The organism is Neobacillus bataviensis, from assembly GCF_019969725.1.
In genome coordinates this window covers 625,411-648,240 of sequence record NZ_JAHXYW010000002.1, presented here as the reverse complement: position 1 = coordinate 648,240, position 22,830 = coordinate 625,411, and the positions used below count along the sequence as shown (strand labels likewise).

Genomic DNA, 22,830 nt, shown 5'->3' with positions numbered 1-22,830 from the left:
AGATATTAATTCGTTTCACAAGATTCTTTTTTTAAAAGAAATGGCAGCCTTCAATATCGGCTGCCTATTGCTTAATGGCCAACATAATTGGCATCAGGTATTAATTGTTTCCATTCATTATAGGAAATGATTGTTTCCCAGTGCCCTATAATTTTGGCAATTCCGACAATCAAGATATAGAGGGCGAGGAAGCCAACCGGCACAAACCATTTGTTAACTTTTTTATTAACTACCGTCATATTCAATGTATCTTTGATCGGACAGGCCTCCACACAGGACAAGCAGGCTGTACAATTAAGAGAATTAACTGTTTTTACCTTATGAACCTTTAAACGCTGAGGGCAAACCTTTGTACACATTTCGCAGTTTGTACATGTATCTTCATTTCTACGGATTTTGGTGATTCTAAAGATGCTGCCTAGCCCAATCATCGCACCGTATGGACAAAGGAATCGGCACCAGAAGTTCTTGAAGAACAACGATAAGATAAAGATAACAATAATAAATTTTAAAGCGAATCCGCTGATATTCAAGAAAAACAAAAGCATTTTCACATCAGAAATTTTATTATAGGGATCATTTAAAAATGCCTTGGCGCTGTAGATTGGCATTGAAATAATCATATTGATAAAGAATAAGAGTAATAAATACTTTAGGGGAGTTAATAGCCAAACTAGCCACGTTGGTATTTCGAAATTTCTCTTAAAAAATTTTTTACCAAGCCAGGCTGTCCATTCACTGGCCGTTCCCACTGGGCAAATCCAGCTGCAAAAGGATTTTCGAAAAATAATTCCTGCTCCAACAAAGAAAGCAAATAAAACGAGACCGGCAGGATGGATTTGATCAAACTCCCCGCTCGTCAGCCAAACCTTTAAGGCAACTAGCGCACTGATTGGAAGAAATCCCTCAACAGCCGATGGCCGTTCCACAAAAGGGGTTTTTCCAAGCGTCTCAAAGTGCATATAAAATTGATAGAAAGTAAGACCTACATATAGTAAAAACAAAAGAAACACAGCCTGAACGGCATATCTAGTAATCTGAACAGGCCTCCGTTTCAGCTGTTTCTTATACCCAGCTTTTGATTTCATCACCATACCTCCATTCCTAATACTTTTACTATAAGAAACTGAAAAAACAGGGTATGTGATATAAATCATCGCTAAGATTCATTTCATAAAGATGTCACATTGCCATCTAAATTTTGTCAAAAAGTTTTAGATGAAAGCGTCTATTAATAAAATTAGATGGGAAAATCAAATTAGAACATGCATCTAAACTTAATAGCCAGAGGATAACGTTATCCTCTGGCACTTTTTATTTTTCTGAAGCAAAAATAATATTATTTTGTTTTCGGGCCTCTTCTGTTATGCGAAGAACAATTTTGCTCCATTTTTTAAACTTCTCATATTCTGTTACATTATTTGTTTTGATTATCTTAGCGATATTAATACATTCATAAACCATATTTTGTTCCTCTTGCTTGACACTCAGGATTTGGCTTTCTTTCGAGTGACTATCAATGAATTTTATTTCTGAAATAGGGGCAGCGTCTTCGAGGATAAACGTTCCTTTTTCTCCATGAATTTCACAAGGTAGAACGGAATCGGAAATTTTTGAGCACAGAATCGTACAAACAAAGTCATTGTACTTTAAGATAAGCGTGCCGCTTCCATCTACACCGCTCCTTAATATGACTGGGTGATACGTGACAGATTCTGGTTCCCCAAAAAGCCCCACTGCTAAATAAAGTGGATAGACCCCTAAATCAACGAGAGCACCTCCAGAGAATTTTGCAGAAAATATATTTGGCTCCTCACCTTGGAGAAACAAATCATATCGGGAAGAGTATTGGATATAGGGCAGTACGGTGCTTCTTAATGGTCCAGCTAGATGAAGGTTATCCTTTAGGATTTGAAAATTCGGCGTATGCATATTGCGGATTGCCTCAAATAAATACACACCATTCTCCTCAGCAACTCGGTAAGCTTCTTCTATCTCAGCCGAGTTTGAAAAAATCGGCTTTTCACAAATGACATGCTTTTTATTTTTAAAAAAGACAAGGGTCTGTTCGAAATGGATAGAATTTGGTGAAGCGATATAAACAGCCTCTATTTCCTCACTTTTCGCCATTTCTTCTAAATCTGTAAAATATTTTGGTGCATGATATGTATCAGCAAGTTCTTTCGCTTTTTCTGCTGTCCTGGAAAAGACTCCGGCCAACTGCATTTGACCGCTTAGCTTTGCTGCCTGAATGAAGGCTTCTGTAATCCATCCAGTTCCGACTGTTCCAAAATTAATCATCTTTGGACCCCTTTCTGTTGATGACTTATAAAACACTATTTTAGCCTTTTTTTTTCCTGCTTTCCATTTTGAACGAAAAAAATTTCTAAATCAGGATGTTTTGTTCATGAAATGATGGGAACAATGGAAAATTATCAATATTTATGGTATTTATAATTAATAGATAAGATGAAAGAGGTTGAAATGGGTGGACAATCAAACATCAAATTTTATAAAAGATATTATGATAAAAGATTTGGAATCAGGTAAACACAACAAAATCGTGACTCGTTTCCCTCCAGAGCCAAATGGATATCTACATATTGGGCATGCCAAATCAATCGTCATCAATTTTGGCTTAGCAGATGATTTTAACGGAAAAACGAATTTACGATTTGATGACACAAATCCATTAAAGGAAGATATCGAATTCGTCAATTCCATTAAAGAGGATGTCAAATGGCTGGGCTTCGAATGGGATGACTTATTATTTGCGTCTGATTATTTCGAGGAAATGTACAAGCGAGCCGTTCTTCTCATCAAGAAAGGCCTAGCCTATGTAGATGATCTTTCCGCTGATGAAATTCGCGAGTACCGCGGTACATTAACAGAGCCTGGAAAGAACAGCCCTTATCGCGATCGTTCAATTGAAGAAAACCTTGATTTATTTGAGCGGATGCGAAACGGTGAATTTGAGAATGGTCAAAAAGTACTTAGAGCCAAAATCGATATGTCTTCTCCAAATATTAATTTACGTGACCCTGTCATTTACCGTATCGCACATGCCACGCACCATAACACAGGTGATAAATGGTGCATTTATCCGATGTATGCCTTTGCCCATCCGCTTGAGGATGCCATTGAAGGAGTTACTCACTCCATCTGTACAATTGAATTCGAAGATCAGCGTCCGCTTTATAATTGGGTTGTCGAACAATGTGAAATGGAGAACACTCCGCAGCAAATCGAATTTGGCCGCTTAAATATTACGAATACGGTTATGAGTAAGCGAAAGCTCAAGCAGCTCGTCGATGAAGGGTTTGTAGATGGCTGGGATGATCCCCGCATGCCAACCATTTCTGGAATGAGAAGAAAAGGCTTTACTCCCGAATCCATTCGAGAATTTGTTCGTGAAACTGCCATTTCAAAGAACAACTCTATGGTCGATGTTCAAATGCTCGAGCATTTTGTCCGGGAGGATTTGAAATTAAAAGCACCTCGGACAATGGGTATAATTGATCCATTAAAGGTAGTCATTACAAATTATCCTGAAGGACAAATTGAATTGCTTGATGCGGAAATCAATCCTGAGGTTCCAGAAATGGGCATGAGAAAAATTCCATTCTCACGTGAAATTTACATCGAGCGGGACGATTTTATGGAAGATCCGCCAAAGAAGTATTTCCGTCTGTTCCCTGGAAACGAAGTCCGCCTCAAAAATGCGTATTTCATTAAATGTGAGGAAGTCATTAAAGATGCAAGTGGTAAGGTTATCGAACTTCGCTGTACCTATGATCCGCAAACGAAAAGTGGTACAGGCTTTACAGGCAGGAAAGTAAAAGGAACAATTCACTGGGTGGAAGCAACTCATGCCGTTCCTGCTGAATTCCGCTTATATGAACCGCTTATTATGGATGAATCCGAGGATGAAGCTGAAGAAGGAAAAACATTCCTAGACCATGTCAATTCCAATTCTCTTGAGGTACTCCAAGGTTTTGTTGAGCCAAATATGAAGGAAAGCAGACCGCATGATAAGTTCCAATTCTTTAGACACGGCTACTTTAATGTCGACCCAAAAAACACCACAGTAGATAAACTAGTCTTTAACCGGATTGTTTCCTTGAAAAGTTCATTTAAAATATAAGAAAAAGAGGGTGCCTGCACCCTCTTTTCTTATTCTTTTATTGAAACAGGAACCTCTAAGATAATTTTGGTTCCTTCGCCCGGGGCAGTATTAATAGACAGTTCACCGCCAACGGACCGTGCTCGTTCGTCCATGCTGAACAAGCCGACACCTGGCGACTTCTTTTTTAAGTCAAAGCCCTTCCCCATATCTTCAATCATCACCCTGACAATATCGTCCATTTCTCTTACGGTGACTTTAGCATTTTCAACATCCGCATATTTTCGGACATTTGTTAACGCCTCTTGAATAATGCGATAAATCGTCAATTCCATGCTAATGGTAAGCCGGCGGTGTAATACGCATTCAAAAAATACATCAATATTATAATGGTCTGAAAATCGCGATAAAAAAGAACGAATGGCCGGTACTAATCCTAGGTCATCTAAAACAGAGGGGCGAAGTTCCCATGAAATCTCCCGAATTTCTTCAATTAATTGGGTCGCTTCTGTTTGCATTTGTTCCAGCAGCGGATGATCCATTTCGGAAAGCAAACGATTAATCGTAATTAAATGACTGTATAGATTTTGTCCAATTCCATCATGTAAATTTCGCGATAATCGCTTTCTTTCTTCTTCTTGAACATCGATGATCGTCGTCATCATTTTTTGTAATTCCTGCTCTACACGTTTTCTCTCTGTAATTTCATAGCGAATCGATAAATATTGATAAGGCTTGTGCTTTTCGTTTAAAAAAGGAACAATCGTTGTATCCATCCAATAGAATGTCCCATCCTTCGCCTTATTACGTATCTCTCCCGTCCAAACATTTCCAGTACCGATTGTTCTCCACATTTCTTTAAAAAAGGCCTTGGAATGATAACCCGAATTAATAATCCGATGGTCTTGTCCCAGCAACTCTTCCCGAGTGTATCTAGAAATATAACAAAATTGATCATTTACATATGTAATAATGCCCCGTGAATCCGTAATCGCTACAATCGAAGATGCATCCAGGGCAAATTTATAATCCATCAGTTCATTTTTCGTCAGCTGATATTCCCTTTCCATTTCCAACCCCCTGCATCAAAGAATAATATGTGCTTTTAATAGGTGCTCCAGGGTATGAGCAGATTCATCTACCAACTGCTGCTCTTTTTCGGTAAACGTATAGACTTTCCTTTTCCCTACAAGCAATACACCTTTGGGTACACCATTAAAAAATAAAGGAACGGCATAGCAGGAAATGAGATTTTCAGCCAGCATAATAGGATGATCAGTCACTTTTCCGATGATCTCATTGGGGAAATTCTCCAGAATCATCGGACTCCCGCTTGAAATAATCTTTCCGGCAACTCCTTTCCCGAATCGGACCGTTATTCTTTTATATTTATCATTTAAATTGCCTGCTGCATAATGCCATCTGACATCCGGGCCTGATACATTTTGGAGGGCAAGCCCAACAAAATCACAGCTGACTAAAGTTTTTAGTTGGTTGCAAACCTCAATTACAGCTGGGTGTTCCTTTAACTCTGTCATCCCGTATAATTCTCCTTAAATACCATAACCTAATAACCCCTTTTTAACGGCATATTCAACCAACTCAGGCCGGGTTTTCATTTGCAATTTCTCCATTAGGTTTCCTTTATGGGTTTCAACCGTTTTGACACTAATAACAAGCTGCTCGGCAATTTCTTTGTTGGAATATCCTTTAGCAATTAAGGTTAACACTTCTTTTTCACGGTCAGATAAGAGATTATACGTATCATTGCCATCTTGTTTCATACCAGCTAAGTATTCTTCCATTAATCGCTTTTGGGCCGAAGGATGAAGATAGGCATCTCCTTTAGCAACTGATTCAATGGCTGACATTAATTCATCATGGGGGGCGCTCTTTAAAATACACCCAGATGCCCCGCCTTGAATAGCACGAAACAGGTATTCTTCATCATCATGCATGGTCAATATCAATATATTTACTTCTGGCATGAGTTTTTTTAACTCGGTAGTAGCCGTCAGTCCATCCTTACCATGGGGCATGCTTAAATCCATCACTACCACATTGGGCTTAAGCTTTTGCGCTTTTTTAATTCCTTCATTTCCTTCGGATGCCTCACCGACTACCTCTATTTCGGGATTTGTGTTCAACAGCATTTTTAAACCGCTTCTTACTACAGCATGATCATCAACCAACAGAATTTTTATCAAAATAAACTCCCCTTTAGAGACTATTTATAACGGAAGAGAAATTTGTATGGATGTCCCTTCTCCTATTTTAGAGGAAATCGTACACTCTCCGCCAGTCAGATACATCCTTTCTTTCATCGCCGCAAGACCTGATGAAGAGGTATGCTCCTTAGGTTCTACTGGTTGAAATCCTTTGCCGAAATCATGAATGTTAATCTTTAACTCATCCTCATTCCAATAAAAATTCATTTTTACTTCTGATGTATCTGCATACTTAGCAATATTCACGAATGCTTCTTGGCATACCCGAAAAACCGCAATCCTGTTTCTTTCTGGAATCGGTCTTTCATCACCGTACGATTCTAAATCAACTAGAATGCCAAAGGTGGAGGTATATAACTTAATATAGTTTTTCACGGCAGGAAGTAAACCAAGTGTTGTTAGGGCAGGCGGATGTAATTCAACGGAAAGCAGCCTAATTTCTTGGATTGTCTTTTCGATCAACAATGACATTTCGCGCAGGTGATTTTTCATATGCGGCTCTTTTATTCCTGTTTCAACAAATTGCAAGCCTGTTAATATGCTATACAAGTTTTGTCCGACCCCTTCGTGAAGCTCAAAAGCAATCCTTTTTATTTCTTCTTCTTGAGAATCAATAATGTATGAGCTAATTGGCTGTTTTGGATTTATTAATTCCATTCATCACCCCTCCTCTAACCTTGTGACCTATAAAAAATTCAGGCACTTTTACAATACCTGAACCTTTTTTACTTTATATGTTAACCCGCTTTCCGAGTCGTAGGCAGCCCATTCATTTTCCGATTGACTTACCCTGCTTGACAGCGGTGCTGCTAGAAAGTAAAAATCATCAAAATAAAAACGGATATGAGTACGATCCGGACAATATTGAACCTTTTTCACTGTTTTCTTAACCGATGGTGCCCGTTCTCCGCCCTCTTCATCCTGGATTGCAATTTCAACCGGCACACCAACAAACCGTTCCACATCTTCTAATTTAATGAGTTCCACAGCTATTGCATCCTCTCTTTACAGGATAAATGAACATTTTGTAGCCTTGAAGATACTCCCAAAATTTATCTTCGGCATTTTCCTCCAGGAACTGAATCGTTTCTTCCTCTGAACCCCAATCGCTCATTCCTTTTATTTCGGCAACAACCATTTCAGCATTTTCGATTGTTTTTTCTTCTAGAAACCAATTTAAGCGTTTTTTAGCAAACGTGGTTTTTAAAAGACTATCAATTTCTGCAGCAAATCCGCCTGCTTCCGCTCGCATAAAACAAAAATCGATGTAGGTTTCGCTAGTCATTAACATTCACACCTTTTTTATAGATGAGGAAGGCTATCGGAAATAAAATCACATTGATAACTGCGGCAATAATCGTGTTTGTGTAATGTTCATAAAAATATTGATGTACCATGTATTGCGTAAAAATAATGTTTAGCATCAGGACGGCCAATAGCAGGATAACAGGAACGTAACTACGCTTCATAACGCTTCACCCCCACGGCATAAACAGCACCGTTTTCCACTTTTACATGGATTTCTGGAAGCGGACGTCTTGGTGGTCCGGCAATTGGTGCACCCGTTTCTACATCAAATTTCCCGTGATGGCAAGGGCAGAGCATTTCCCCCTCGTCTTTTTTCCAGAAAACAGGACATCGAAGATGAGTACAGGCATTTTGATATGCAACATATTTATTTTCTGAAAGTCTTATTAAGATGGCGCTATCGTGCTCACCGGGGAAAGCAAAGTCTACAGCATCGCCAATCGCGATGGATTTTACCTCAGTAATCTTATGCTTGGGATATTTTTTGTCACCTAAGCCTGTAAGTTCCTTTGCAGCCATCGCTCCCCATGGAAGAGATGAAACGGCGAAAACGCCGGCAGCCCCAACAAGGGTCTTCATAAATCCGCGTCGGTCGAGCTTTCGTTCATTATTACGGTTTATATTATGTGTGTAATTATCTTCATCAAACGGGATTTTATTATTTTTATTTGTCATGTCTAATCCCTCCTAAAACAACTTTGTGACACCCTGCAGTATTCCAGGGAGATTCACTTTTACATTTGTTTCGCCTTCTAAATAAGGCATGCTTGTTACCCATTTACCATTACCAAGATTAAATTGCTTTTGCTTTGCTTCAATTTCTTCATCTGTCAACCACTGAAGTGTATTTGATGGACAAACGCTCGCACACATCGGCGGGATGCCATCTTTAGAACGATCGATACAGAGGTCGCACTTATACATTAAATTTTGTTCCGTATCAAACTTTGGTATTCCATATGGACATGCAATAGTACAGTTTTGGCAGCCAATGCATTTTTCTACAAGAGCAGATAAGACGGCTCCTGTTTCATGAATTTGAATCGCTTGAGCCGGGCAGCTTCTCGCACATGCCGGATTCACACAGTGAAGGCACATAAGAGGCATCGTTTGACGGTTAACAAGCGGGTTAACGTCGTAAACATAGTTACGGTTGCGCTGCTCATGTCCTCCGCACTGTGTGCAGGCTGCTAAACAAGAGCGGCAGCCTATACAGTTTTCCAGTTCTAAATAAAGCCTCTTCTTCATTTACTGCACCTTCTTCATGTCTAGTTTTTCTATCTGTGCTGCACAAGCCTTGAACTCAGGCATCCGTGACATTGGATCAAGTGCGGCAATGGTTAAGAGATTAATAGATTTTTCGTGACCAAAATGATATGGAACAAATACGGTATCTTTACGAATCGCTTCGGTGATTTTCACTTTATATTCTGCTTCGCCTCGGCGTGTAAAAAGTCGGACATATTCTTCATGTTCAATGTTATATTTTTCCGCTGTTTCAGGGTGAACTTCGACATACGGTTCTGGGCACATATCGCGTAAAAATTGGATTCTTCTTGTTTGATTTCCTGACAAATAGTGGAAAACAACACGTCCAGTTGTTAAACGTAACGGATATTCGGCATCCGGTTCTTCAGCTGGCGGACGATAAGGTAAAGCACAGATTTTTGCCTTTCCATCTGGATGATAGAATTTCTTATCAAGGAACATATGTGGAGTTCCAGAATCATTTTCATCTTTACATGGCCAGAATACGCCATCCTGCTTATCGATTTTATCCCATGTTGCTCCGTAGTAGTCTGCATAACCGCCTTTTGATGCGAGACGGAATTCGTCGGCAACGTCTCTTGCTGTTTTTAAATGAGAGAAATATTTTCCTCTTCCAAGCTTTTCTGCTAGTTCAACTTGAATTTGCCAATCTGGTTTTGACTCGCCCAGGGGCTCTTGTGCTTTATTGATCTTAATAATCCGTCCTTCAAGATTTGTAACTGTTCCCTCATCTTCAGACCATGTAACAGTAGGAAGAATCACATCTGCAAACTCAGCTGATTCTGAAAGATAGAAATCGGCACAAACCATAAAATCTAATCCCTTTAAGGCTTTACGGACAAAGTTTTGATTTGGCGCAGAAACAGCTGGGTTAGAACAAAGCAAATATAAACCGCGAATTGTCTTTTCTTCCATCAATTCAAACATTTCATAAGCTGAAACACCTGGCTGCGGCATTTCTTCTGGAGTAATTCCCCAAACCTTACATACCTCTTCAACATGCTTTGGATTGGTAATTTTGCGGTAGCCTGGAAGCAGGTCTGATTTTTGACCATGCTCACGGCCGCCTTGACCATTTCCTTGACCAGTAAAGGTAGCGACACCAGCTTTTGGACGACCAATTTTTCCCGTCACAAGCGCCATGTTGGTGTAACCAGAAACGTTGTCGACTCCTTTATGCTGCTGTTCTATACCGCGTGCGAACATCACAACAGCATTTGGTGCCTTACCGTAAATTTCTGCAGCACGGATGATTTTTTCTGGTGCAACGCCCGTAATTTGGCTTGTATATTCAGGTGTAAATTCCTTTACTAACTCTTTAGTCTCTTCAAAACCGTTTGTATGGTTTTTAATGAATTCTTCATCTGTATAGCCGTTCTGGATGAGAAGATTTAGGATTCCATTCGCAAGTGCAAGGTCTGTACCTGGTCTTAAATCTAAGTGAACGTCAGCTCTTCTGGCAATCGGCGTTTCGCGAGGGTCAGCAACGATTAAGTAGCCTCCTCTTTCTTGTACATGCCAAACGCGGAACATGGAGGTTGGGTGACATTCAGCCGTATTGCTTCCCGCAATGAATAAACAATCTGTTTCATGGATATCTGTCCAAGGCAATGTTGATCCACGGTCTACACCGAAAGAGCGAAGGAAGCCGCCGGCTGCACTCGACATACAGAAACGGCCATTATAATCGATATAACGAGTTTGCAAAGCTACCCGAGCAAACTTTCCAGTTAAATAACATTTTTCATTTGTCATTGATACACCGCTGAAAACTGATAATGTATCTTTACCGTATTTCGCTTGTAACTCAGAAAACTTTTTCGCAATCAGATTATATGCTTCTTCCCAAGTTGCTTCACGGAAGCCTTTCTGAGTTCCTTTTAAGGAAGCATCGTCGCGGATTAATGGTTTTAAGATACGATCCGGGTGATTCGTTTGCTGATACGCGGTAACCCCTTTTGGGCACATTTTTCCGACTGTTACCGGCCAATCATAACGTGGCTCAACACCAATTATTTTGTTTGTTTTTGTATTAACTCGTAAGTTCATCCCACATTGCATGCCGCAATAAGCACAGTGTGTTTTGATAAGAGTTTCATTTGGATGACGAACATTTTCGATTTCTTTTAAAAATTTATCTCTAACCTTAACCTCTTGCATTTTGATTTGCCTCCTTAACCTTAACTTGATGCGTAGCGAAGCCTGAGAATCTTGCAATGCGGTATTTTCTGCGGCATGGCAGACACAATTCAGCAAGATTAAAGCCGTCCTTCATATTGAATTCCATTTCATTAACACTTAACACCTGAATAACATCGTTTGATTGTTCAACAGATATAAAATGATCGCCGCACACTTTACACTTTTTCATTTCTTGTTCCCCATAATGTTCGCGGTAGTTTCTTGCAAAAACACTCATTGGTCGGAAAGGAATATGTGCAAGCTTTCCGAATGGTAAGTAGATTAGCGTTACAATGACTGAAAATTGGTGGATCAGCGACATTTGGGGCTGCATCCAGCCATGTAAAAATACGTTTTGGACAGTTAACAGAAGTCCTGTAACAGAAATAAACAATAATAAGTAAAGCGGTAAGAAGTCGTACATAAATTTCTGTTCCGCTCTTGCCTGCATATTTTTCAAGCGGCGGCGAAGCGCCATGCAGACTCCGGCTGTAACCATAATGGCTGCAATGTTAAGTGCATTGTAGGAAAAGAAGGCGATAATTCCTTCTGCTGGAACCTTCATGACATTCATTCCAAAAAGGACGATTGTATAGTAGCCGTTTTCTTCCATCGTAAAATACATCCAGCTAAACACCAGCGGGAAAGTAACTAAACAAGCAAGCACACAGCCCCAGCCGATTAAAATGTGCTGTACCCAACGGTAAAGGCCGCGGTTCTTAATGAAATCGTAAATCGCAAAGTGGTTAACAGCGGTTTTTGGGGTACTTTTTCTAAATAAAAGCTTTAAGCCTTTTTTGATGATAATTTTGGTTGGCGGTCTTTCTCCCCAAGCGATAAAGCGGTAGAAAAAACCTCCAATGAATACAATCGTTCCGACCATGTATCCGTAAAGGTTTAAATCAATATGTGTAAACATTCTTGTTCCGATAAACACTAAAATGGCAATTCCTGCGACAGTTAAAAACATGGATTTGGCAAAATGAGATGCAAATGCATCATTTACACTTCTTGCCGGCTTTTTAGTCGTTTTAGCTGAAATAGTTGACTGCATTTTCTTGATCCTCCTCAAAAAAAATAACACTTCCGTTTTCTTAAGCTAATTGTAAGAAAAACGGCAGTGTTATCTATATAAGGGAACTCCCCTATCTTAGGGGGAAAAAACCCCTAGATATTTCGATTTTGACAAAGTTCTGTCACAGACTAGTTATGAAGGTATTTTTTTCGCCAAGAATACAAAAGTAATAACAAACCAATGACGATTTGCATGGTAAAAATGACTGCATCCCAAAAAGAAAACGAGGCCGCTCCTTCCAAGAATCCTGGGAGAGCTTTCTTAATAGCAAACAATAATTGCGGGATATAAAAAGTAAAATATAAGGCCACTGTCAAGATTACACCAATAAAGTAGATAATCGAATAAGTGTAAACAGTTTTCCTTTCACTTTCATAAATAACATCATCTCTTAAATAGGATTTTTGAAATGGGAACCATTTTTTAAGAACCTGTTGGGCATTTTCCATTAGGTTATAACAGCCCGACACATTTTCAAAAATGTAATACAAATCTGTTTTCATGTACACACAGCATTGGTACACTATGCGAATAAATGTATCCAAAACGACTACATTCATGATGTTCAGGAAAATACCTGATCCACTTGCAAAATTCAATTGGCAAATTAAAGCCAGCGAAAGAATAACCGTGTCAAAACAAAGCCCTGCTAAGTATAAAACATTCCGTTCCTTTGAAGGCAACTTCCATACTGCAGCCATATCAGTCTCAAGAACAACAAGAAATAACCGGTGACCTATTTCTAATTTGGTTGGGAGATTTTGCGCCCTCATTGCTAATACATGGCCGAATTCATGGGCTAACACAAGAATAAATGTTATGAGCATCCAAGCTGGAATATTAAACATCATGTAATCAAAAATAAAAAGATCCTTATAATCTGGAAATAAATTCGGATGGGAAATGAATAAGTAAATATTTGAGACGAAAAGAGCACTATAAATTAATAGTGCTATTTTATTAAAGAAGAATTTTCCTAGTAATGGAGATAGCCACATAAAGCCAAGACTTTCCTTGTTCTTTTCATTTATTTCAACCTTTATGCCATCAATTTCATTGATCAATTCTAATTCCAAAAGCTGCTTTGCAAAATCCACGAGGTCAATCTTTTCAGATGGATATTTATCTTTTAGGAATCCTTCAATTACGCTAAGCTGTTCATTTTGATTAATCAAATTAATTGCATCAATACATACTTCCGGCATTTCATAAAACTCACCAGAAATTTTATCTTCAACAATATAATGTTTTTTATCCTTGCGAATTTCGTGCGGGACTAAAGAAAGATATGAATCGAGTGAAAGGCCCATATCAACACCCTTTAACTTTAATTTATAGGCTGTGTTAAACTAGTCTGTTGATTTCCTCTCCAGGCGCTTCGCTTTCCGCGGGCGGTTCGGGGAGCCTCCTCGGCGCTTTAGCGCCTGCGGGGTCTCCCCTGTCCCGTACTCCCGCAGGAGTCTCGCGCCTTCCGCTCCAATCAACAGAGATAAAAAATCATAAATAACATTTTACACAGCCAATTTATAAAAAAGGATGCTTTTTTAGTATCGTAAGCATCCCAATCCACATTATTAATTAATCCAGAGACACCACCAACAAGAAACTTTAACTTTGTTAAGTTTACGAATTTTCATATTTCCACCTCCTTCCCAACTAATTTATTGCATTTAAGCTTTCATAATTTTGTTCTATTTTTTTATTGGAACTATCATGAATTGCGATCCATGATGGGTAAATCAATTTGAATTTCTCAACTAAATTCGGATCAAATTGAGTGCCCTTACCTTCTAAAATCCGTTTATATGCTTCTTCAACAGGTAAAGCGGCTCTGTATGACCTTGTTGAGGTCATAGCATCAAAGGCATCTGCAATCGCCGCAATTCGAGCGAGATAAGGGATTTCCTCCCCTTTTAATTGGTCTGGGTAACCTTTACCGTCCCAGCGCTCATGATGAGAGCGGATGACTTCAATATTATTTTGAAATCTAACTACTTTTGAAACCGCCTCTGCACCAACTACAGTATGTGACTTGATTGTTTCATATTCTTCACTACTCAGTTTTCCTGATTTCATTAATATTTGGTCTGGGATATGAATCTTTCCGATATCATGAAGTAAGCAAGCATAGTTAAAATCTTTAAGCTCATCAGTAGAAAATTCACCACTCATTTTAGCTAATTCAAGTGCATAGCTAGCGACACGTTCACTATGTCCTCTAGTATAAGGATCTTTTAATTCTAAGGTTGCAATTACCCCTTTAACAATGCCTACTAATTGTTGATCATATGAAGTTTTAATTGCTTTTACATAAGATTGAAATCTATTAAGAATGATGAATGAAAAAATCCATAAAACGGCTAAAAGTAATAAAGCTGACAAAACATCAGGAGATTTTAAAATTAATCCAGCAAGAATATACTTTAATAATAAGCCGATTGAAACGACTTTAAAGAAAGTATTGCTTACAAATATTGGGGATAGTAATAACCAAAGGATTTCTACAGCATTACCACTTTTGTATTCAACGTCTTTACCAAAAAAGGAAATAATATCATTAATAAATGTCAAAGTAGTGTAAGAAATAAAATAAATATATTTTATTTGATGTTGTTTTTGGTGTTTATATAAATAAAGCGCAACTGGAATTAGCGCAAACATAAATAGATAAATCCAATAACCTAGTACGTCTGGAGTATCGGAATTTAATTTAGGATTATAAATTGAAATAATTTTATAAAATAAATCATAGGCAATGGAAATTATATAAAATAAAACTATAAACCACTTTATTGTCCGACCTTCTTCATTTCTTATATTTGGATCTATTATTTTCGTTTTCATTTGCTTACCTCACGTTAGAAATAAAAGCTCTCAGTCTCATTAATTTGACAAAAAAATTAGTAGTTTATCAAAAAGTGATACAAATATCCCAAAAGATACGAAAATTACACAAATTACTACACTTTTCTACATTATAAATCATTTGTTAAATGAGAAATAGAGAAAACTAGGATGATTTGTGAATAAAATAGAAGTATTTTTTGTGATAATGAATTATTACCTTTGATTAATAGGTAAAATGACTTCGACTATTGTACCTTGTTTAAGGACACTGTTGATGTTTAGTTCACCATTGTGATCTTTAATAATATGATTAGTGACCATTAAACCAAGTCCTGTTCCATCCTTTTTCGTGGTAAAGAAAGGTTCCCCTAGATTTAGAATAATTTCATCTGAAATACCATATCCTTCATCCTCTATTGAGATATTAAGTCTGAGGTTTTCTATAATTTTAACTTGGATTTTAATCCTGCCACCATCTGGCATTGATTCTATTGCATTTTTTATCAAGTTGATAAAAACCTGCTTCAATTGCTTTTCATCGCAATATATGGGTGGTAAAGGACCAGCCATTTTGGTTTCTACTTTTATATTTTGCCTTTCCGCCAGTTGCTGCGTAATGGATAGTGTGTAAGCAATTATCTCTTCAATACTTTGTTTTTCAAAGTTAAGTGCACGTGGTTTTCCTAAATATAACAAATCCTCGACAATTGAATTAATCCGGTCAATTTCCTGAATCATAATAGGATAAAATTCATTAGTATTTGGGTATCGTTCCTGCTGTAACTGTGTAAAGCCTTTTAGTGCAGACAAAGGATTTCGAATTTCATGACCTATGGCAGCAGCCATTTGACCTATTACTGCCAGCTTCTCTTTCTGGCGCAACTCTTCATATGCACTTGTCAATGAAAGAATATAAGAGTAAAACCGATTTAATAATATATAAGCAATCGCTGATAAAACTATATAGGATATTATTGGAAACAATAGATTTAAGTCTCGTAAAGTAAGACCTAGCAATACATCTTTACCTATGAAACCTAACGAAACAACCCAAAAGTATTTTTTATTTACAAAAATAGGGGAAAAAAGTATAAATAAGAGTTCGACAATATTGCCAGTAGCAAAATCCTTTGTAGTCCCTAGATATCTCATTAAGTTATCTATTAAGTCTATACACAGGTAGCTATATATGTATAAATATTTAACTTTGTAAATACTTCCCTTTTTAATAAGGAATATTGCTATAGATAGAACTCCTAGAACCAATACATATAGCCAAATTCCCATACCATCCCTTGCAATATTCACAGCCTCGCCATTGGTATATGCTCTAAAACCATAGTAGTAAATATCCCAAGAAAAAAATATTAAATTAAACAGCCACAAAAATAAAATTATCGCCTTTTTCTCTTCAAATATCAGTTTAGGACTCTTGATGCCTTCGTTCATGTTTGCTTCTCCCTCAATGAAGTTCTTTGAAAGAAATAAGTAAATTAATTATGCTACTATTTTATCATTTTTCTCTAATAAGAACAGACAATTATTGTGTATTAATGATTATTTTCGACATTTTTCGCGAATATGTAAAAAGGGCTTGCAGATGCAAGCCCTTTGTGAAATTCATTAACTTACTTTTTTCAACTGTTCCACTTGAGTATTCAATGTAGAATGCTTTCGGCCGTATCCGAAGTATACTCCTAATCCAATTACTAACCAAATACCGAAGCTAATCCATGATTCTGCTGGAAGCTGAAGGATTAAATAGCCGCAGAATGCGAAAGCAAGAATTGGGATATATGGCACAAATGGAACACGGAAACCAGATTTTGGTGCCACATTATTCTTGCGAAGAAACAGAATCCCCACTGCAACAGTCATAAAGGCAAATAATGTTCCCATGTTTACTAAATGAGCAAGCTTATTTAATGGTACTAAACCGGCAAAAATGGAAACTAGTAAACAAGTAATCCAAGAATTGAACATTGGAGTCTGCTTCTTCTTATCTACCTTTGAAAATATTTTTGGTAATAAGCCATCACGGCTGATAGCGTAGAATAAACGAGTTTGTCCATAAAGCATAACTAGTAATACGGTTGTGATACCAATAATCGCACCTATTGAAATAAAGCCAGCTACCCAATCCTGATGAATATAGGTAAGAGCAAAAGCAACTGGATTTTTCACGCCAAGCTTAGTGTAAGGAACAACTCCTGTAAGAATTGCGGAAACCGCAATATATAAAACGGTACAAACAGCAAGTGAAGCCATAATCCCAATCGGCATATTGCGCTGTGGATTTTTTACTTCCTCTGCTGCCGAAGAAACGGCATCAAAACCGATATAAGCAAAGAAAACGGTAGCGGCACCGGCAGTTACACCAGAGAAACCGAATGGCATAAATGGTGTCCAGTTACTTGGCTTTACATACCATACCCCTACACCAATAAATAATAAAACAACTGCTAGTTTAATAATAACCATAATTGTATTAAAACGAGCTGATTTTTTAACACCTTGTGTTAACAATAATGTAATCAATAAAACGATAAGAATAGCTGGAACATCAATATACGTACCATTCGCAGGATCATATGCACTTGTTAATGCTTTGGGAAAATGAATTCCAAACCCTGCAAGCAATCCTTGAAAATATCCAGACCATCCGCTGGCAACTGCTGAAGATGCTAGTCCGTATTCCAGGATTAAATCCCAGCCTAAAATCCAAGCGATCAACTCACCAAACGTTGCATAGCTGTAAGTATAGGCACTTCCTGATACCGGGACGGTGGAAGCAAACTCAGCATAACAAAGTGCGGCAAACACACATGCCAACCCTGATATAATAAATGATAGAATAAGTGCCGGACCTGCAAGTTCTGCTGCTGCAACTCCTGTTACAACAAAGATTCCTGTTCCTATAATTGCACCAATTCCCAGCATTGATAAGTCAAAGGCACCTAAATCCTTCTTTAAGTTAACATCTTTTTTTCCTATTTCTTGTATCAGTGCCTGAATCGATTTCTTTCTAAATAAATCCATTTTGTAAACCTCCTTGTTATATTGTCGTAATGTTCTGACAAAATAACTCATAAAAAAATTATATACAGATAATATAATTTTTTTCTATAAAAAGCAATATTTTTTGAAAAATAAAATTATTTGGAAATAATACCAATGGATATATGCTGGAAATTAGCACATCCTTCTATGAATATATAAATACACATAAAATATATAAATGCACTTTACACTATATCAAAAAAGTAAAATTATTTTATAATTCTGTTTATTGAACAAAAAAAGATGACATCACTAGCAAGATTGATGTCATCTTTTTATTTGTTTTTATTTATGCCACTTTTGATTCCAGCTGAACTCGTGGTGAATTCCACATACTAATCCATTTCTTAATTGCACTCACCATAATTACCATACCAAGTATTAACATGATGATTGATAATATTCCATTAAGAACACTATAGCCAGTTGCAGCGGTATTGAGATAAACGTTTTTCACCATCCAGTATCCTGCATAGTTTACCGTCACGAACAAATACGAAAGCGGGACAAGGCAAGTAAGCATATAGCGTCGTTTATCTGCAATTTTGAGAATAACAGTGGCACCTACTATTAGACCAATGGAAGCCATTAACTGGTTTGAAACTCCAAATAGAGCCCATACAGAACCTATGTCGCCCGAGAATAGTAAATATCCCCACATAAAGCATGCTAAAGCACTTGCAAGAATTGACCCTGGAAGCCAATCAGTTTTTTTCAAAGGTTTATAAAATTCACCAAAAAAGTCTTGTATTAAATAACGCGCTACACGTGTTCCGGAGTCAATCGCTGTGAGGATAAACACCGCTTCAAACATAATGACAAATTGGAAGAAATAAGATGATAGCTTTGCAAACCATGGAATACCAGTAAAAATGTAGGTCATCCCAACCGCTAAGGTAACTGCGCCACCGGTTCTGCCTTCTAGATCAATCCCAATTTCCTTCGCAAGTTTCGGTAACTCCACCACATTCATGCCCAAAGTCTTGAATACTTCAGGTGTTGAGTTAATAGCAAAGTAATCTGCAGGCTGGAGAGCAGTTGCAGCAATTAACGCCATGATTCCCACAACACATTCAACTAACATTGCTCCAAAACCAACAACCTTAATATCTGACCAACGATCTAGCATTTTTGGTGTTGTACCTGAGCCAACAAATGCATGGAAGCCGGAAATTGCACCGCAGGCAATGGTTATGGAGATAAACGGCCATACTGGTCCACCTAAAACCGGCCCGCCCCCTTGAGTGAATTTTGTAAAAGCCGGCATCTCAATAGTAGGATTAATAATAAATACTCCAATAATTAAAGCAATAAATACCCCTATTTTCATAAAGCTGCTTAAATAATCGCGTGGTGCAAGTAAAAGCCAAACTGGTAGGGCTGCTGCAAAAAATGCATAGATTGGCAGAATGATAGCCAATGTTTTTGTGTCTAATGTCAACCAATCACCTAAGGCCGTATCTTGTATAGAAGGACCAACAAAAACTCCAACCATGACAAGAATAAAGCCAATTGTTGAGGTTAATTTCAAGTTGCCCGTTTTTTTATAAGCAAGTCCTACAAACATTGCAATTGGAATCGTGATTCCGACCGAAAACGTTCCCCATGGATTGTTTTCGAGTGCATGAAGTACAACCATGGATAGACCTGCCATCGTTATCGTTATTATGAACAGCATCGCTAGACCTGTACAAAAACCTGCAACTGGTCCAAGTTCCTCTTTTGCAACCTCAGATAAGGATTTTCCTTTTTTTCGCATAGATGCAAAGAGAACTACTGCATCATGAACCGCTCCGCCTATTACCGCCCCAATCAAGAGCCATAATAATCCTGGCAAATAGCCAAATTGTGCTGCAAGGATAGGACCTACAAGAGGCCCTGCTGCTGCGATTGCAGCAAAATGATGACCAAATGTTACCCACTTATTAGTTGGCACATAATCCTTTCCATCATTTAATTCATGAGCTGGTGTCGGTTTTGAATCATCTAATTTTAACACTTTTACAGCCATGAATGTTCCATATAAGCGATAAGCAATCATCAAAATACAAATTGAACCTATTACAATTGAAACCGCATTCATTTTATTTCAACCCCCGATTCCTTTTTCTTATCTCTATCATATCGAAAGAAAACGTTACCATTAGGTTTTCAGGCTGAAATGCAGGATTTTTCGGATGAAAAACAAGAATAATAGTATGAAATACAAAAACAGCTGCTCAAAAACCGAGCAGCTGTTTTAGCTCTTTTGTATAAGTTCTGCTGACCGGAACTTTTTCTCCATCCTTCATGATTAAATTATAGGTTGAATTAAACCACGGCTCAATCTCGTTAATCGCATCAATATTTACTAGATAAGCCCTATGAACTCGAAGGAAGGAAGAATGGTGAAGCTTCCTTTCAAACATGACAAGTGGATCATTTACAATGTGTTTCTGTTTATCTGCGGCTATGACAGTTTTCCCCTCGATTGAACCTATATAATGAATTTCATTAAGATTTATCAAGACAATTTTTTCATCAACAGTAACAGCCAGCTTTTCTGTCCTCTCATGAGAAAGAGATTTTTTTCTTGATGAAAGAGTAATGTTTGGTTCCTTGTTTCCAACAATCCTATAAAGTTTTTCAATCGTCTGCTGGACTCTCTTCTCATCAAAAGGTTTCAGAATATAATCAGCCGCATTTAATTCAAAAGCCTTTAAAGCATACTCATCAAAAGCTGTTGCAAATACTATTAATGGAGGATATTCCAATTCATTAATTCGCGCGGCAATTTCCATTCCGCTTTCATCTGCAAGCTGGATATCTAAAAAAATAACATCAATCTCAAGGTTCGCAATTTTTTCAAAAGCCGCCTCAACAGAATCTGCCTCACCGGCTATTTCAACCTGTTTGCTCCTTTTAAGTAGAAAGACCAGTTCATCTCTTGCAAGCGGCTCATCATCAACGATAAATGCCTTTAGCAACAACCTCACCCCATTTTTGTTGATTTTCAGGTAATGTAATGAAAACCTTGGTTCCTTTATTAGGCCAACTGTTTATTTGAAAAGAGGCGGTTTGCCCGTAGATTTCTTCAATCCGTTTTTTGATATTCCATAAGGCCGTACCAGTTCCACCCACTGAATCCACCGTCTGATTTCCTAGTGAAGAGAGTAATTCTTGTGAGATTCCTTTTCCGTCGTCCTCCGTAAGCAGAACTATTTTCTCACCTTCTCTAAAGCATCGGACCTTTACTGTGCCATTTTGAGCTTTTGGGAATGCATAACGAATGGCGTTTTCGACAAGCGGCTGTAAGGTAAAAGGAGGAATCAGCACCTTTTCTAATGATTCATCTATATCTAGCTCAACCTTATAACGGTTCGGAAAACGTGCCTGCTCGATCGTTAAATAGGCATCAACATGTTCAAGCTCTTTTTCAAGTGGTATTAGCATTTGCCTTGATCCCTGAAGATTGCTGCGAAAGAAAGTACTTAATTTAATCAGAAGGCTCCGTGCTTTATCTGCATCCGTACGAATTAGGCTGGAGATTGTATTTATAGCATTAAACAAAAAATGGGGATGAACTTGAGCTTGTAAAGCCTTTATCTCAGCATCCTTTAATAACCTTCTTTGCATTTCGAGCTCAGCCATTTCCAGCTGTCCTGAAAACAATTGGCCTAATCCACCCGCAAGTTCTTGTTCAACAAGATCAAGCTTACTGACATCCGTAAAATAAAGCTTTAACGTACCAACGGTTTTTTCGTGGGCCTTTAATGGCAAGACGATGGCCGCCTTTAAAGGGCAGTTTGAGTCAAAGCACTTAATTTCTTCAGGGGATTTTGCAATAATAATCCTGCCCTCGTCCAATACTTTTTTCGTTAATTCTGTTGACATATTTCCAAGCGGGACATGATGATCGGAAGCAGCCCCGACATGGGCTAAAACCTGTGTTTGGTCAGTGATCGAAATCGCATCCGCATGTGTCCATTTCAGAATAATTTCAGCTGCTTTCTTGCACGAATCAACATTCAATCCTTGACGAAAGAACGGAAGTGTTTGGTTCGCAATATATAAAGCTTTATGCGTTTGAAGTGCGCGTGTCCGCTCCTGCTCTTGAAGAATTTCCTGTATAATGAGCAGGAATAATAATGTACCAAATCCGTTAATTACAATCATCGGGAAAGCAATTAATTCGACAAGATGCAACGCTTCATCATATGGCTTTGCTAAAAGAAGAATAATTCCCATTTGGACACATTCCATTAAAACTCCCATGATGACTGCTTTCCAAATGGAATTTCCATCTTGAATTTTAAAGCGCTTGCTTAAACTACCAGTAACTATACCAGCCAAAATGGTGGAGAATGCACAAGCAATTCCTGTAAAACCACCCAATGTCAATCTATGCAAACCCGCGATTAACCCTACACCAACACCGACTATTGGACCGCCCAGCAATCCTCCCATCGTTACACCCATTATTCTCGTATTTGCAATGGCACTTTCACTATCCATATCTGACAGCCATTCCTGGGAGGTAATGGTACCGTGTCCAATCTTTACTCCTGTATAATTACTAATAATTCCAAATACACCAAAAATGGCAATCATGACTATCTTTGCCCGAATGCCATGCTCATTATGGATAATCTCACGAAAAGATTTCATTCTCGAGAGAAGGAATGCAACAATGATTAGGATTCCAACACGCTCTAACATAAGCGGCAATAATTCAATCATGGTACTCTCCTTTTTAAAAG

Annotated in this window: 21 protein-coding genes; 1 reads left to right on the top strand and 20 read right to left on the bottom strand. The window is 38.1% G+C overall.

Annotation, left to right across the window (positions count from 1 at the left end):
• Positions 1-71: 71 nt before the first annotated feature.
• Positions 72-1,088 carry a 4Fe-4S binding protein gene (locus LC455_RS07885; RefSeq protein ID WP_223589630.1) on the bottom strand — a complete coding sequence of 339 codons (1,017 nt, stop codon included), beginning with the start codon at positions 1,086-1,088 and terminating at the stop codon, positions 72-74.
• A gap of 226 nt (positions 1,089-1,314) precedes the next feature.
• A complete protein-coding gene (locus LC455_RS07880) occupies positions 1,315-2,301 on the bottom strand; it encodes a Gfo/Idh/MocA family protein (RefSeq protein WP_223589628.1) in 987 nt (328 codons plus the stop codon).
• Between the two features lie 187 nt (positions 2,302-2,488).
• On the opposite strand from LC455_RS07880, the gene LC455_RS07875 reads away from it, so the two are divergent.
• Positions 2,489-4,144, top strand: a complete 1,656-nt coding sequence (locus LC455_RS07875; RefSeq protein ID WP_223589626.1) for a glutamine--tRNA ligase/YqeY domain fusion protein — start codon at positions 2,489-2,491, stop codon at positions 4,142-4,144.
• A 29-nt stretch (positions 4,145-4,173) separates the two neighbouring features.
• Here the strand turns inward: LC455_RS07875 and LC455_RS07870 are convergent, their stop codons facing one another.
• The 18 genes from LC455_RS07870 to LC455_RS07785 all read right to left on the bottom strand — a co-directional run bounded on the left by LC455_RS07870 (position 4,174) and on the right by LC455_RS07785 (position 22,810).
• Positions 4,174-5,193 carry a PAS domain-containing sensor histidine kinase gene (locus tag LC455_RS07870; protein WP_223589625.1) on the bottom strand — a complete coding sequence of 340 codons (1,020 nt, stop codon included), beginning with the start codon at positions 5,191-5,193 and terminating at the stop codon, positions 4,174-4,176.
• Positions 5,194-5,208: 15 nt separating this feature from the next.
• Complete coding sequence (locus tag LC455_RS07865) at positions 5,209-5,661, bottom strand: GAF domain-containing protein (protein WP_223589623.1); 453 nt, start codon at positions 5,659-5,661, stop codon at positions 5,209-5,211.
• A gap of 15 nt (positions 5,662-5,676) precedes the next feature.
• Positions 5,677-6,330 (bottom strand): response regulator, encoded by a 654-nt coding sequence (locus tag LC455_RS07860; protein WP_263297701.1) that lies wholly within the window; start codon positions 6,328-6,330, stop codon positions 5,677-5,679.
• Positions 6,331-6,354: 24 nt separating this feature from the next.
• Complete coding sequence (locus LC455_RS07855; protein WP_223589621.1) at positions 6,355-7,008, bottom strand: sensor histidine kinase; 654 nt, start codon at positions 7,006-7,008, stop codon at positions 6,355-6,357.
• A 48-nt stretch (positions 7,009-7,056) separates the two neighbouring features.
• Positions 7,057-7,338, bottom strand: coding sequence for a hypothetical protein (locus tag LC455_RS07850; RefSeq protein ID WP_223589619.1), 282 nt, complete (start codon positions 7,336-7,338; stop codon positions 7,057-7,059).
• Complete coding sequence (locus LC455_RS07845; RefSeq protein WP_223589618.1) at positions 7,325-7,636, bottom strand: hypothetical protein; 312 nt, start codon at positions 7,634-7,636, stop codon at positions 7,325-7,327. The genes LC455_RS07850 and LC455_RS07845 overlap by 14 nt, the downstream gene beginning before the upstream one ends.
• Entirely contained in the window at positions 7,629-7,820 is a 192-nt protein-coding gene (locus LC455_RS07840) for a hypothetical protein (RefSeq protein WP_223589616.1), read from the bottom strand. The genes LC455_RS07845 and LC455_RS07840 overlap by 8 nt, the downstream gene beginning before the upstream one ends.
• Positions 7,810-8,334, bottom strand: a complete 525-nt coding sequence (locus tag LC455_RS07835; RefSeq protein WP_223589614.1) for a Rieske (2Fe-2S) protein — start codon at positions 8,332-8,334, stop codon at positions 7,810-7,812. The genes LC455_RS07840 and LC455_RS07835 overlap by 11 nt, the downstream gene beginning before the upstream one ends.
• A gap of 12 nt (positions 8,335-8,346) precedes the next feature.
• Positions 8,347-8,907, bottom strand: a complete 561-nt coding sequence (locus tag LC455_RS07830) for a 4Fe-4S dicluster domain-containing protein (RefSeq protein WP_223589612.1) — start codon at positions 8,905-8,907, stop codon at positions 8,347-8,349.
• Positions 8,908-11,088: a molybdopterin oxidoreductase family protein gene (locus LC455_RS07825; RefSeq protein ID WP_223589611.1), complete on the bottom strand. Its 2,181-nt coding sequence runs from the start codon at positions 11,086-11,088 to the stop codon at positions 8,908-8,910.
• The gene (locus tag LC455_RS07820) at positions 11,075-12,163 is read right to left on the bottom strand and encodes a hypothetical protein (protein WP_223589609.1); all 1,089 of its coding nucleotides are present in this window, start codon (positions 12,161-12,163) and stop codon (positions 11,075-11,077) included. The genes LC455_RS07825 and LC455_RS07820 overlap by 14 nt, the downstream gene beginning before the upstream one ends.
• Positions 12,164-12,312: 149 nt before the next feature.
• On the bottom strand, positions 12,313-13,494 hold the full coding sequence (locus LC455_RS07815; protein WP_223589608.1) for a hypothetical protein: 1,182 nt from the start codon (positions 13,492-13,494) through the stop codon (positions 12,313-12,315).
• Positions 13,495-13,840: 346 nt separating this feature from the next.
• Complete coding sequence (locus tag LC455_RS07810; protein WP_223589606.1) at positions 13,841-15,028, bottom strand: HD-GYP domain-containing protein; 1,188 nt, start codon at positions 15,026-15,028, stop codon at positions 13,841-13,843.
• Positions 15,029-15,244: 216 nt separating this feature from the next.
• The gene (locus LC455_RS07805; RefSeq protein WP_223589604.1) at positions 15,245-16,480 is read right to left on the bottom strand and encodes an ATP-binding protein; all 1,236 of its coding nucleotides are present in this window, start codon (positions 16,478-16,480) and stop codon (positions 15,245-15,247) included.
• 174 nt (positions 16,481-16,654) lie between these two features.
• Positions 16,655-18,070 (bottom strand): amino acid permease, encoded by a 1,416-nt coding sequence (locus LC455_RS07800; protein WP_223589603.1) that lies wholly within the window; start codon positions 18,068-18,070, stop codon positions 16,655-16,657.
• A gap of 310 nt (positions 18,071-18,380) precedes the next feature.
• Positions 18,381-20,174: a carbon starvation protein CstA gene (cstA, locus tag LC455_RS07795; protein ID WP_223589601.1), complete on the bottom strand. Its 1,794-nt coding sequence runs from the start codon at positions 20,172-20,174 to the stop codon at positions 18,381-18,383.
• 136 nt (positions 20,175-20,310) lie between these two features.
• Complete coding sequence (locus tag LC455_RS07790) at positions 20,311-21,057, bottom strand: LytR/AlgR family response regulator transcription factor (RefSeq protein ID WP_223589599.1); 747 nt, start codon at positions 21,055-21,057, stop codon at positions 20,311-20,313.
• Positions 21,035-22,810 carry a sensor histidine kinase gene (locus tag LC455_RS07785; RefSeq protein ID WP_223589597.1) on the bottom strand — a complete coding sequence of 592 codons (1,776 nt, stop codon included), beginning with the start codon at positions 22,808-22,810 and terminating at the stop codon, positions 21,035-21,037. Before LC455_RS07785 ends, LC455_RS07790 begins: the two co-directional genes overlap by 23 nt.
• Positions 22,811-22,830 lie beyond the last annotated feature (20 nt).